This is a genomic window from Camelimonas sp. ID_303_24 (assembly GCF_053543495.1).
This window is the reverse complement of the sequence record NZ_JBLLJM010000011.1, coordinates 84,346-97,063: the sequence shown is the minus strand read 5'-3', so window position 1 is coordinate 97,063 and position 12,718 is coordinate 84,346. Positions and strand designations below refer to the sequence as shown.

The window sequence follows — 12,718 nt, the reverse complement described above, 5'->3', positions numbered from 1 at the left end:
CCGCGGACGGAGCGCCGCCTTTCATGAAGCCGCTGCAGGCCATCAACGCCCTTCTCACCCTGATTGGCCGTTTCGGCGCCCAGGGCTTCGTCGTCGCGGTGATTTTTGGCCTGGCCTTTCCACAGCTGGCGCAACTGTTTCGCCCGCTGCTGGCCCCGGTGCAGTTCATCTTTCTCGCCATCATGTTCGCGCGCACCGATTTCAGGCCCATCGCCGCCATGGCCCGACGTCCGGCGCAACTGGCCTACGCGTGCCTGTGGCTGATTGTCGTTCCCCTTGTGGTGACATTCGCGGTCATCGTCGCCATGCGGGCGGCTCCCGTCGATCCGGGGCTCATTCTCGGCCTCGCCATCATGGCGGCGGCGCCGCCGGTGATCTCGGCCCCGGCCATCGCCATGCTGTTCCGCTTCGAGCCGTCGCTGATCATCGCCGCCGTGGTGCTGACCACGGCGCTGGCTCCCGTATTCGCGCCCTTCGCCACGGAAGCGCTGGCCGGCGCGCACATTCCCATGGACGCCCGCGCCCTGGCGCTGCGCCTCGCCCTGCTGATCGGCGGCGGCATGGCCGCCGGCGTGGCGCTGCGCCTCGTCTTCGGTTCCGAACGCGTGGCCGGCGCGCGGCAGCAACTCGATGGCGCCATTGTCATCCTGTTCGCCGTCTTCGCCGCCGCGGCCATGGATGGCGTCACCCACATGGCCTTGGCCCAGCCATGGACCGTGGCCGGCTATCTGGCGCTGGCGTGCGCCATCACCGCCGTCGGCTTCGGCCTCTCCATGGCGGTTCTGCGCAATTTCACGCCCACCGACCGGTTTCTGGTGGCCTATGGCGCCGGCCAGCGCAACATGGGCCTGCTGATCGCCGCCATGGGGGCGGCGGTTCCGCAAAAGGCCTATCTGTTCTTTTCGCTGGCGCAGATTCCGATCTTCATCACGCCGCAACTGCTGTCGCCGCTGGCGCGCCGGTTGCAGGCGCAACCCGCCACGGGCGGACGCTGACAGTCTTCAACGCCGGGCGTCTTCAACATTGTCCGCGCGGCCCCGGAGTGGTAGAGCCCGGCGGCAGCTTCATACTTTTTTAAATCTCAGGAAGGCGCGCGCCCCATGCGAGCTCCGGTCATCATCGCTCCGTCCATCCTCTCCGCCGATTTCGCCCGGTTCGGCGAGGAAGTCCGCGCCATCGACGAGGCCGGCGCCGACTGGATCCACGTCGACGTCATGGACGGGCATTTCGTGCCGAACATTTCCTTCGGCCCGGACGTGATGAAAGCGCTGCGGCCCTACAGCAGCAAGCTGTTCGACGTGCATCTGATGATCGCGCCCGTTGATCCCTACCTCGAAGCCTTCGCCAAGGCCGGCGCGGACCGCATCAGCGTGCATGTGGAGGCGGGCCCCCACCTGCACCGTTCGCTGCAGGCCATCAACGCGCTCGGCAAGCAGGCCGGCGTGGTGCTGAACCCGGCGACGCCGGTCTCCAGCATCGAGAACGTGCTCGACCTGATCGACATGGTGATGATCATGTCGGTGAACCCGGGCTTTGGCGGCCAGGCGTTCATTCCCCAGGCGGTGACCAAGGTGGCGCAGACGAAGGCGCTGATTGGCGACCGGCCGATCCACATCGAGGTTGACGGCGGCGTCAATCCGGAAACCGCGGCGCCGCTGGCCGCCGCCGGCGCCAACGCGCTGGTGGCCGGCTCCGCCGCCTTCAAGGGCGGCCCGGCCCATTACGCCGGCAACATCGCCGCCATCCGCCGTTCAGCCGAGATCGCCCGCGGCGACATCGTCTGAGGCTTTCCCAATCACTGCGCCGCCTCCGGATTGCCGGATGGCCGGCGCCAGTCCGCAACGTCACACCGCAAGAGCCACGCCCATGATCCCGCGTTACAGCCGCCCTGAAATGGTCTCCATCTGGACGCCCGAGACCCGCTTCCGCATCTGGTTCGAGATCGAGGCGCACGCGACCACGGCGCTGGCGAAACTCGGCGTGGTGCCGCAGGAGGCCGCCGACAAGGTGTGGGCTGAAGGCTCGAAGGCCGTGTTCGATATCGACCGCATCGACGAGATCGAGCGCGAGACCAAGCACGACGTCATCGCCTTCCTGACGCACCTGGCCGAGATCGTCGGCCCGGAGGCGCGCTTCGTACACCAGGGCATGACCTCGTCCGACGTGCTGGACACCTGCCTGAACGTGCAGCTGGCCCGCGCCGCCGACATCCTGCTGGCCGACATGGACGCCCTGCTCGCCGCCATCCGGCGCCGGGCGTTCGAGTTCAAGATGACGCCGACCATCGGCCGCTCGCACGGCATTCACGCCGAGCCGGTGACCTTCGGCCTGAAGATGGCCCAGGCCTACGCCGAATTCTCGCGCAACCGCGAACGCCTTGTGGCGGCCCGGGCGGAGATCGCCACCTGCGCCATCTCCGGCGCCGTCGGCACCTTCGCCAATATCGAGCCGCAGGTGGAGGAGTACGTCGCGGAGCAGATGAACCTGACGGTCGAGCCGGTCTCGACCCAGGTGATCCCGCGCGACCGCCACGCCATGTTCTTCGCCACCCTCGGCGTCATCGCCTCGTCGATCGAGCGCCTGGCCATCGAGGTGCGTCACCTGCAGCGCTCCGAGGTGCTGGAAGCCGAGGAGTTCTTCTCCGAGGGCCAGAAGGGCTCGTCGGCCATGCCGCACAAGCGCAACCCGGTGCTGACCGAAAACCTCACCGGCCTCGCCCGCATGGTGCGCGCCTTCGCCCTGCCGGCGATGGAGAACGTCGCCCTGTGGCACGAGCGCGACATCTCGCACTCCTCGGTGGAGCGGATGATCGGCCCGGACGCCACCATTACCCTGGACTTCGCCCTGGCGCGCCTCACCGGCGTCATCGACAAGCTGCTGGTCTACCCTGAGAACATGCAGAAGAACCTCGACCGCCTTGGCGGCCTGGTGCATTCGCAGCGCGTGCTGCTGGCCCTGACCCAGAAGGGCGCCAGCCGTGAGGACAGCTACCGTCTGGTGCAGCGCAACGCCATGCCGGTGTGGCGCGGCGAAGGCGACTTCCTGACGCTGCTGAAGAATGACCCGGAGGTGAAGAAGTATCTTACCGACGGGGAGATCGAGGAAAAGTTCGACCTCGGCTATCACCTGAAGCACGTGGACACGATCTTCCGCCGGGTGTTCGGCGAGGCGTGAGCCTGCGCCGCCTCCGGCCCTGACGCGCGCCCGCCTTCCGGCGGGCGTTTGCTTTTGGCCGCGCCGCTTGCCACAACAGATCGCCCCTCCCCGGAGCAGACCCATCCCCCCGGGCCGGTGCTTTGCCCGCCTGACTGATTACGCGCGCTTTCCTCACGCAACGTGGCGTTCCCCACGCCGGAAAGCGTTTTGGTACGGAGCTGACCCATGAAAGCAGCCGATTGCGACATCCTCATCATCCCCGGCTGGGCCGGCTCCGATGAAGACCACTGGCAGAGCCGCTGGGAGGCAAAACTTTCCTCGGCGCGCCGGGTCGAACAGGATGACTGGCACAAGCCGCATCTGAAGGCATGGACGGAGCGCCTGCTCACCGCCGCGACCGGCAAGTCACGGCCGCAGGTGCTGGTGGCCCATTCGATCGGTTGTATCGTGGTGGCCAATGCCGCGCGGCAACTGGCGTCCGCCACCGCCGCGCCTGGGCATATCGCCGGCGCATGGCTGGTGGCGCCGCCGTCGGAACGCGCCGTGCGCGCCATTCCGGGCGTTGACCCGGCGTTCACGCCGTTCCCGCGCCAGCCGCTGCCATTCCCCACCGTGGTGGTGAGCGCCAGCGATGATCCATATTGCCCGCAGGACGAGGCGAAGGCCCTTGCGGAAGCGTGGGGCGCGCGCTTCCTCGACGCTGGCGAGGCCGGACACATCAATACATCGAGTGGCCATGGCCCCTGGCCGGACGGAACCTTGCGTTTCGCCACCTTCCTGCGCGATCTCACCTGAGCGCCGGCCTCGACGCCGCCGGCGCTCATCCCCAATGGCGCCCGGCCTTGAGGCAGGCGCCTGAATGTGAGCGCGCGTCGGCTAGCCGGCGCGCGAAACTTCAGCTAGATCTGGTTGCGTTATCATGAAACGGCAATTCAAGGTTGTATTCTCAAGGTAGCGGCCGGACGCGACAGACGACGCCCGGCTGCGCGGCCCGCGCGGTTTCCTGCAAGAGGACGGGAAACGTCGGCCGCACAGACCTCCCGCAATCCGACAATGCGGGAGCCGCATCCGGTTCTGAATAAACGTACAGTGCTCCAGTAAACGTACAGTGCTCCAGGCCAACGCGCGCCAGAAATCTGGCCAGCGCGGTTCCGCGAAAAGTTCTTGAGATTTTTCGTGATGCGGAGCGCGCCAGCAGCAAGCGGCGCGGCTTGCGCCAGCGTCGGAGTGCAAATCAGCCCGACGCGCGCGCGTTATTCGGGCAAAAAAAATCAGAGCATCCAGAATTAGTCCGAATATTTATCGACAATTCCGCAGCGTTCGGAAATTACCGGGCATGTTCGAAATCAGTAATTTTATCAGCGTCGCAACAGCGAACATGTATTTACATATACAAAACAACGGAGGCAGATCATGCCCGCATTGCATAAGCCCGCCCTGTATCATCTTGTCTGGCTGACCGGATGCCTCGCGGCGCTATCGGCGCCCCAGGCCCGCGCTTCCGCCTCCACCGGCCAGGTGCGCAATCTCGAATGCAGCGGACAGGCTGCCTCGGCGTGCCGGGGATCCCGGCACAATCTCGAAAATTACAACGTCTGCTTCAAGATTGAATACGCCGCATGCATGCAGTCGATGCGCTGAAATCCGGCGCGGCCCGGGGATTGATCCGGCAACGGTCAACCCCCGGGCCGCCCCATCACGACGGAGACGCCCCATGAACCGCCACGCCATATGCCGCCTCAGCAGCCTTGCCGGATGCGCACTGGTCCTGTCGATCGCCCAGACCCATGCCTCTGCCTCGGCGATCCATGCGCGCAATCTCCGCTGCAGCAATGAAGCTGTCGCGGCCTGCATGCGGCCGTCACAGGTCTCCGGTCACTACGGCGACTGCTTTCAGAGCACATACGCCGCATGCCAGCGGACATCTCCGTAACATCGCCCATCGCCGGCCCCCGCCCCATGACGGGCAGACCCGATGCGCGCGGGGCCGTGAAGGCCGGCGCCGGGGGCTGGACCAGACCGCGGATGCAGAAACCGGCGCCCTGCCATTCCGGCGGGGCGTCGCCCCTGCGGGAGAATGCTCTATAAGGGGCCGGGCACGATCACTTCCAGACGGGCCAGTTCCTTGCGCATCCTCTCCCTGCTTCGTCCCGACGCTTTTACCCTGCTGCTTGTCGGAACGGTGTTTCTCGCCTCGTTTCTCCCTGTCACGGGGGAAGCGGTCCACTGGTTCACCCTGCTCACCAATGTTGCGATCGGCCTGCTGTTCTTCCTGCATGGCGCCAAGCTGTCGCGGGAAGCGGTGGTTGAGGGCCTGACTCACTGGCGATTGCACCTCACCGTGCTGGCGCTCACCTATGTGCTGTTTCCGGCGCTGGGCCTGGCGATGAACTGGTCGCTGGGCGCGCTGGTCAACCCGATGCTGGCGCTGGGGCTGCTGTACCTTTGCCTGCTGCCTTCCACGGTGCAGTCGTCCATTGCCTTCACCTCCATCGCTGGCGGCAATGTGGCGGCGGCGGTGTGCAGCGCTTCCGCCTCCAACATTCTGGGCGTGTTCCTGACGCCGCTGCTGGTGGCGATGTTCATGAACCTCAATGGCGGGGTCTCGTGGGGGGCGATCATCGGCATCGTCTGCCAGATCCTGCTGCCATTCATCGCCGGGCAGGCGCTGCGCCCCTGGGTCGGCGGCTTCATCGCCCGCCACAGGCCGCTGACCCTGACGGTCGATCGCGGCTCGATCCTGATGGTGGTGTATCTGGCGTTCAGCGAGGCGGTGTCGCATGGCCTGTGGTCGCTGCTCGGCCCGCGCGATTTCGCGATGCTGACCGTCGTCTGCTGCGTCCTGCTCGCCGTGGTGCTGGCCTTTTCCATCTGGCTGGCGCGCAAGCTGGGCTTCTCCCGCCAGGACGAGATCGCCATTGTCTTCTGCGGCTCCAAGAAGACCCTCGCCTCCGGCCTGCCCATGGCCAGCGTGCTGTTTCCGGCGGCCAGCGTCGGCATCATCGTGCTGCCGCTGATGCTGTTTCACCAGATCCAGCTGATGGTCTGCGCAGTGATGGCGCGCCGCTACGCTGACGGCGCCCCTGCGGAAGCCGGCGATGGCGCGGCTGGCGAGGGGATTTGAGCAAGCAGCAACACCCCAATTGGCACCACCACATAAGAATCAGGAAGCTTGACTCTTCAACCGCGGGAAATGCTCGGAAAAAGCATTCAATATTTGAGGCCAGTGCTCCCTGGCGCCTGCATGTTTCCATACAACGCTATTCAGCACGTTGTATCCCGCATCACGTAGTGCATTAGCCAGATCGCGTTCATACGCACCGACAATATCCCGCCACGGACGATGCAACTCGAACAGTTTCGACCTGAGTTTGGCCCGTTCTTCAGCGCAAACTGGCCTATCTATCTCCGGGAATATCGGCCCATGGGCGATCAGGTGATAGGTGCAGCATTCCAAGTCGCTTACCAATTTCGATAAATGTTGGCGCAGAGCGTTCTGATTCTTCACCGATCCGAGATGCTGCCCCATACGGGTGTAAGGCGCAGAGGCATATGGGCTACTGTTATCGCCAGTACGTCCTACATATAGGTAAGGGGCAGGCACCCCCGGCGCCTCCACTTTCCAAACGTAAAGCCAAAACCCTCTGCGTAGCATCTTGCCAGGCAAGGTAAGCGAACAGGTTGCCGCCTCGATCATCCCCTCCCCCCATGAATTTTCACAATCCAATTATCCAACTGCCACCTCGGATATTCTTATATTCGCTGACAGATAGACAATCTGCAAATGTATCGGCCAAACAAAAAAGCCGCCCCGAAGGGCGGCTTTTCGTATTCTGGCTGCCAGCCCCGGCGAACCGGGGCGGAAGCGGATCAGCGCGAGTAGAACTCGACCACCAGGTTCGGCTCCATCTGCACCGGGTACGGCACGTCAGACAGGGTCGGAACGCGGGTGTAGGTGGCGGTCATCTTGCCGTGGTCGACATCGATGTAGTCCGGCACGTCACGCTCGGCGAGCTGCGACGCCACGATGACGATCTCCAGCTGCTTCGACGCTTCCTTGACCTCGATGACGTCGCCAGGACGCACGCGGTAGGACGGAATGTTGACGCGACGGCCGTTCACCTTGACGTGGCCGTGGTTCACGAACTGACGGGCGGCGAACACGGTCGGGACGAACTTGGCGCGGTACACGACCGCGTCCAGACGACGCTCGAGCAGGCCGATCAGGTTTTCAGCGGAGTCACCCTTCAGACGGATGGCTTCCTTGTAGATCTTGACGAACTGCTTCTCGGTAATGTTGCCGTAGTAGCCCTTCAGCTTCTGCTTGGCGCGCAGCTGGGTGCCGAAGTCAGAAATCTTGCCCTTGCGGCGCTGGCCGTGCTGGCCGGGGCCGTACTCGCGGCGATTCACCGGGGACTTCGGACGTCCCCAGATGTTCTGACCCATACGGCGGTCAATTTTATGCTTGGAAGCAAGCCTCTTCGACATGTCGCAATCCCTTCGCGCCGGCCCCTTCACAATCAGGAGCCGCGCAAGACAAAACCAGGGACGCGCCCTCCTCTGCCCCAGGGGGCCGACAGATCCGGTGCGGGAAGATCCGCAGGGAACACGGGAGCGCCAGGACGCCAGGGGAAGCTGCATGCTCCATCCGGCGACCGGTTAAAAAGCCACGCGGGCCCAGATGGACCCGCGCGACGCCGCCTCAGATACAGGGTGACGGCGCCCCTGTCAAACCGCGGGCCGGCCGGCGCCCGCACAGGCTGTGGTCAGCCGGCCCGCGCCGCCGGCGGATGACGCGCCGCCGCGCTTTCGACTGGCGTGACATGGATGCGCTCCAGGCCAAAACGCCCGAGCGCCGCCCGCAAGGCCGGATTGAGCCTGGCGCCGCCGGTGAGCGCCATTTCCGCCGGCGCGGCCGCCTGCCCCGCCGTCACGTCAAACCCGGACTGCCCCAGCAGATCCACGGTGCGGCGGGCGATGGCCGGCGCCGGATCAATCCATTCCACGGGCCAGGGAGCCAGCGCCCTGAATCGCTCCAGCAGCAGGGGATAGTGGGTGCAGGCCAGCACCACGGCGTCGGTGCGCCGGGCGCCATCGGCGCTGACATTGAAGCATGGCGCCAGTTCGGCCCCGATGTCGCTGTCGGCGAGCGGCTCCCCCGCCATGGCCTGCTCGGCCAGGGTCGCCAGGCGGCGCGAGCCGACCAGCGCCACGGCGCAATCGCCAGCCCAGTTGCGCACCAGATCGCGGGTGTAGTCGCGCGCCACCGTGCCAGGCGTCGCCAGCACCGAAATCATCCGGCTGCGCGAGACGCTGACGGCGGGCTTGATCGCCGGCACCGTGCCGACAAAGGGAATCGCATGGCGGGCGCGCAGGTGCGGCAACACCAGGGTGGAGGCGGTATGGCAGGCGATGACGACGATATCCGGCCGCCAGCGGGCAATGGCCGCATCCATGACGTCGTTGACGCGGGCGACCAGCGCCTCCGGCGTCAGCGCGCCATAGGGGAACACCGCATCATCCGCCACATAGACAAAACGGGCGGCGGGCGCGGCCCGGACAATCTCGCGATAGACCGTCAGCCCGCCCAACCCTGAGTCGAACACCAGCACAACCGGCCCGGACATGCTCCGTCTCCTGTGGCCCAATCTCCCGTGGCCCACCCTCTGTGGCCCACGCACCGGATCAATGGCGCCCGCAACCTTACCGCCCGCTGGTTAATTCCGCCTGACCACCAGCGCGTCAGCGGGCGCCGCGCGCGGCGGCGCCAGCCGCCGGAGCGCCCTGGGAGACCTCCTGGCCATCCTTGTGCGCCACCGGCTTCGGCGTCTCGACGCTCAGGCGCCGCAGCGGCCAGCCATCGCTCCACAAACCCATGTCGTACAGTTTTGGATCGCGCTTCAGGGTCAGGGCGTCGCCGCCGGCCGCCACCGTATCCATCGCCAGGTCATAGATTTTCCAGATGGCGTAGTTGCCGGCGCCCACAGTGCGCCCCTCGAAGCCGGCAAGGCCCCGGCGCTCTTCATAGCCGACGCGCCACAGGGCGGCGCTCCGCTTGCGCTGCTCCTCGCGCTGCTGGCGCACCTCCTGCGGCGTCAGCTTCGGCGCGGCTCCCGCCGCTGCGCCCGCGACAACCTTGCCTCCAGCTGCCTTGCCTCCAGCGGCAGCGGCGGCCGGAGCCGGCGCAGCGCCGGGGATTTTGGTCAGGTCCCAGTCTTCATTGGGCGCCACCGCCGCGTGGTGGCTGTAGAACACCGCCGGCAGGCCGTGGTTGTCAGAACCCGCTTTGGCGATCAGCCGGTGATCCTGCCCCAGATGCCCGGCGGCAGTCAGGATCTGGCGGGCGCCGCGATCGCCGGCGACGGAATCCCTGTCGCCCACCAGCATGATGGCGACGGCTTTTGGTGGAATTGACGCCAGGTTCGCCAGTGGCGGCGCAAAAATCTTTTCGGCCCCGCCCCGCGCCGGCATGGCGCCGAACAGCAGGCGGGCGGGCGGCAATTCATCCCGGCCCGACAGGGCGGCAAGATTGGCGGCGATGACCGCGCCGCCGGAATGCCCAAGGAAATTGAGGCCGCTGACGTCCGCCTTGACCTCCGGCATGGCGGCGAGCCCGGCCAGCGCGGCGCGCACGCCCTTCAGGGCCTCGCCAGTCATTTCGTCATAGGGAACGGCGCCGATGGTTTCCTCATACAGCGGATAGATCACCACATTGCCGCGCCGCGCCAGATGCTCCAGCCAGGCGCCATACCAGGATGGGGAGATGGCGCCCGGCGCGTGGAGGAACACCACAACCGGCCGCGGCTTTGCCGCAGCCCCCCTCGGGAAGAAAGCCAGGGCGCGGCTGTTGCCCTCGCCAAAAACCTTTTTCTCGATGTCCGCGGCGGCAATTGCGTAGTCAGCTCCGCCCGGGCCGGTCTTCGGCTGGCCCGGCGCGCCCATGGCGAGCGCCGGCATGCTGGCCGGCGGCGCGGCCACAACGGCCGCCGCCAGACCCGCCGCCAGCAGCGCCTGGCGCGGAAGGCCCGCCGCCCGGCGGCCAAGCAGGGCCCGGCCGCGGGCGGCCAGCCGCGCCGGTATGGCGGCGTTGCGGAACAGGACGGCCAGTATTGCTGACATCGCGGCGACACCCATCTGTTTCCAGAGCGCCTCCGGTGAGCCATGGTTCACCGGAGGCGCTCCATCCGTTTGATTATACGCATTTTCCTTCCGAAAAGCGGATTTGGCTTTTCCCGAAAATGCTCTGGCGGGCAAATACAATCGACCGGAGCCGGAGACAGGCTCCAATCCCCTGATTTATAACATTTTATGACCGGACTGAAGGCTGCGGCGCAGTCTGGCCCAGCTTCGTGATCGCCAGCCGCTCAGACCGGCGGCATGTCGTCCATTCCGTTATCGTCGCCGGCATCACGGCGCAACGCCTTTGACGGCCGCACGCCGCGCCGGCCAGTGACCAGCGCCGCGATGGCGCCGCGCAGGGTGCGCACGTCCTGCTCGGTCATCGTCAGGCGATGGAAGATATTGAGCATGTTGCGGGTCATGACCGGGCGCTTTTCCGCCGGCGCGAAGAAGCCGACGTTATCAAGCTCCTGTTTAAGGAACTCGAAAAACGACAGCACGGATTCCCGCCGCGCCGGCGGCGATTTCGACACGGCCGGCGCCGGGGCCGCCATGTGCGCCATGCGGAACCATTCATAGCCCACCAGCAGCACCGACTGGGCGAGGTTCAGCGAGGCGAAACCCGGATTGACCGGGAAGGTGATGATGGTGTCGGCGAGCCCCACCTCATCGTTCTCAAGGCCGCTGCGCTCCGGGCCAAAGACAATGGCGACCGTTTCCTGCGCGGCCATGGCCGCCGAGGCGCGCGCCGCCGCCACATCGGCGCCGATCACATCCTTGGCCTGCCCGCGCTCGCGGGCCGTGCAGGCGTAGACGTGATTGCAGTCCGCGACAGCTGACTCCAGATCAGGGAAGAGCTGCGCATTCTCCAGCACATGCACGGCGCCCGATGCGGCCGCGAAGGCATCCTCCTGGGGCCAGCCGTCGCGCGGCGCCACCAGCCGCATGCGGCCTAGGCCAAAATTGGCCATGGCGCGCGCGGCCATGCCGATGTTCTGGCCCAGTTGCGGCCGCACCAGAATTATGACGGGACCGCCCTCAATCAGTGGACGGGTATGATCTGTTCCAGCCATTGGCTTCCAACTTTGCCTGCAACCTGGCCTGCAATCTGGCCTGAATGCCCCCCGGCCGGTCAGGGGCCGTCACGGGCCGGGAGCGCGTCAGCCCGAACATGGATGACGCCACGCCCGGTTGTTCACGTCAGCCCGGAACATTGCGGCCGATGCCGCCCGCCTGAATCCGGCAGCGGCCATGTAGTCCATGAATGTCCTGGCCATATACGCTGGCCATGTGCAACGGACTGGCGCCGCCGCGCAACCCGCGTTTAACGCGCCCCGCCCATGCCGGCCAGACGCCAGGGCCGGCTGCGGCCAGACAACGCCTCAGTGGCTTTCCCCCACGATGCGGCTCGCCACCGCCTCGAGGCCCAGAAAAGTTGGATTGGGATGGGACACCAGCCAGGTCGGAACCGGATCCAGCCAGGCGCGAAACCGCCCCTTGGCAACGAAGCGCTCCCTGAACTCGGAAGCCTGGAGCAGATCGACGATGCGCGGCGCGATGCCGCCGGCGATATAAACGCCGCCAGAAGCGCCAAAGGCCAGCGCATAATTGCCAGCGGCCTCCCCGAGCATGGCGCAGAAAATCTCGACGGTCTCGATGGCCACCGGATCGCTCCGGTCCAGCGCCGCCCGGGTGATCGCGGCCGCGTCTTCCTGACGGGCGGGCATGCCCTCCAGCGCCGCGACCGCCCGGTAGGTGTTCTCAAGCCCCTGGCCGGACACCATCCGCTCCACCGAGACATGGCCCAGATCCGAGCGCAGCCAGTCAATGATCGCGTCGATGCGCGCGCTCCACGATGGCGCGTTGATATGCCCCCCTTCGGAGGCGAGGACCAGGCCGGCGCCTTCCGGATCATGGCAGGCGACGCCAAGTCCCGTTCCTGGCCCCACGGCCACAAGGCGCCCGTTGCTGCCGGGGGTTGGCCCGCCGGACGGGCGCGCGGCGGCGTAACCCGCCGCCGGATGCCGGCCGACGATGCGCGTCAGGTGCTCGGGACGCAGCAGCGGCAGCCCCCAGGCCAGCGCCTCGAAGTCGTTGAGCAGGCGCACGTGCGGGATGCCGAAGCGACGGGCTATGTCCGTCTCGCTGAAACGCCAGTGGCTGTTGGTGAGGCTGCCGGCCCCGCGCGACACCGGGCCGGCGATGGCGATGGCGGCCGCGACCGGTCGCTCCGCGACGGCCCGGCGCATTTCAAGGAAATGCTCCATCGCATCGTCAAACCCTGCATAGTCAGCGACCGCGAAGTGCGCCACCTCGCCCGCGCCGCCGCCGCCCGCCAACGCAAACCGGGCATTGGTGCCGCCGATATCGGCCAGGATCACTGTTGATGCCATCCGGCGTCCTTCCGTTGCCAGTTCCAACGCGCTGGCGTGATGTTGGTGCA

At 66.4% G+C, this 12,718-nt stretch carries 12 protein-coding genes; 6 read left to right on the top strand and 6 right to left on the bottom strand.

From position 1 onward, the window contains the following. Positions 1-23: 23 nt before the first annotated feature. From ACERNI_RS11700 to ACERNI_RS11675, 6 genes are all read left to right on the top strand, one after another. Positions 24-995, top strand: coding sequence for a hypothetical protein (locus tag ACERNI_RS11700; protein ID WP_448833468.1), 972 nt, complete (start codon positions 24-26; stop codon positions 993-995). Positions 996-1,100: 105 nt separating this feature from the next. After that, positions 1,101-1,784 carry a ribulose-phosphate 3-epimerase gene (gene rpe, locus ACERNI_RS11695; protein ID WP_448833467.1) on the top strand — a complete coding sequence of 228 codons (684 nt, stop codon included), beginning with the start codon at positions 1,101-1,103 and terminating at the stop codon, positions 1,782-1,784. Between the two features lie 82 nt (positions 1,785-1,866). Further along, positions 1,867-3,174, top strand: coding sequence for an adenylosuccinate lyase (gene purB / locus ACERNI_RS11690; protein ID WP_448833466.1), 1,308 nt, complete (start codon positions 1,867-1,869; stop codon positions 3,172-3,174). Positions 3,175-3,381: 207 nt separating this feature from the next. Next, positions 3,382-3,951, top strand: a complete 570-nt coding sequence (locus ACERNI_RS11685; protein ID WP_448833465.1) for an RBBP9/YdeN family alpha/beta hydrolase — start codon at positions 3,382-3,384, stop codon at positions 3,949-3,951. Between the two features lie 618 nt (positions 3,952-4,569). Then, positions 4,570-4,797 (top strand): hypothetical protein, encoded by a 228-nt coding sequence (locus tag ACERNI_RS11680; RefSeq protein WP_448833464.1) that lies wholly within the window; start codon positions 4,570-4,572, stop codon positions 4,795-4,797. A gap of 436 nt (positions 4,798-5,233) precedes the next feature. After that, entirely contained in the window at positions 5,234-6,280 is a 1,047-nt protein-coding gene (locus ACERNI_RS11675) for a bile acid:sodium symporter family protein (protein ID WP_448833463.1), read from the top strand. A gap of 39 nt (positions 6,281-6,319) precedes the next feature. Here ACERNI_RS11675 and ACERNI_RS11670 read toward each other — a convergent pair whose 3' ends face one another. The 6 genes from ACERNI_RS11670 to glk all read right to left on the bottom strand — a co-directional run bounded on the left by ACERNI_RS11670 (position 6,320) and on the right by glk (position 12,668). After that, a complete protein-coding gene (locus tag ACERNI_RS11670; protein ID WP_448833462.1) occupies positions 6,320-6,853 on the bottom strand; it encodes a hypothetical protein in 534 nt (177 codons plus the stop codon). A 173-nt stretch (positions 6,854-7,026) separates the two neighbouring features. Next, positions 7,027-7,644 (bottom strand): 30S ribosomal protein S4, encoded by a 618-nt coding sequence (gene rpsD / locus ACERNI_RS11665; protein ID WP_448833461.1) that lies wholly within the window; start codon positions 7,642-7,644, stop codon positions 7,027-7,029. A gap of 278 nt (positions 7,645-7,922) precedes the next feature. Beyond that, a complete protein-coding gene (gene murI / locus ACERNI_RS11660; RefSeq protein WP_448833460.1) occupies positions 7,923-8,783 on the bottom strand; it encodes a glutamate racemase in 861 nt (286 codons plus the stop codon). Positions 8,784-8,898: 115 nt separating this feature from the next. Continuing rightward, positions 8,899-10,290, bottom strand: coding sequence for an alpha/beta hydrolase family protein (locus tag ACERNI_RS11655; protein WP_448833459.1), 1,392 nt, complete (start codon positions 10,288-10,290; stop codon positions 8,899-8,901). Positions 10,291-10,520: 230 nt separating this feature from the next. Continuing rightward, positions 10,521-11,348 (bottom strand): RNA methyltransferase, encoded by an 828-nt coding sequence (locus tag ACERNI_RS11650; protein WP_448833458.1) that lies wholly within the window; start codon positions 11,346-11,348, stop codon positions 10,521-10,523. Between the two features lie 309 nt (positions 11,349-11,657). After that, on the bottom strand, positions 11,658-12,668 hold the full coding sequence (gene glk, locus ACERNI_RS11645; RefSeq protein WP_448833457.1) for a glucokinase: 1,011 nt from the start codon (positions 12,666-12,668) through the stop codon (positions 11,658-11,660). Between the last annotated feature and the right edge of the window lie 50 nt (positions 12,669-12,718).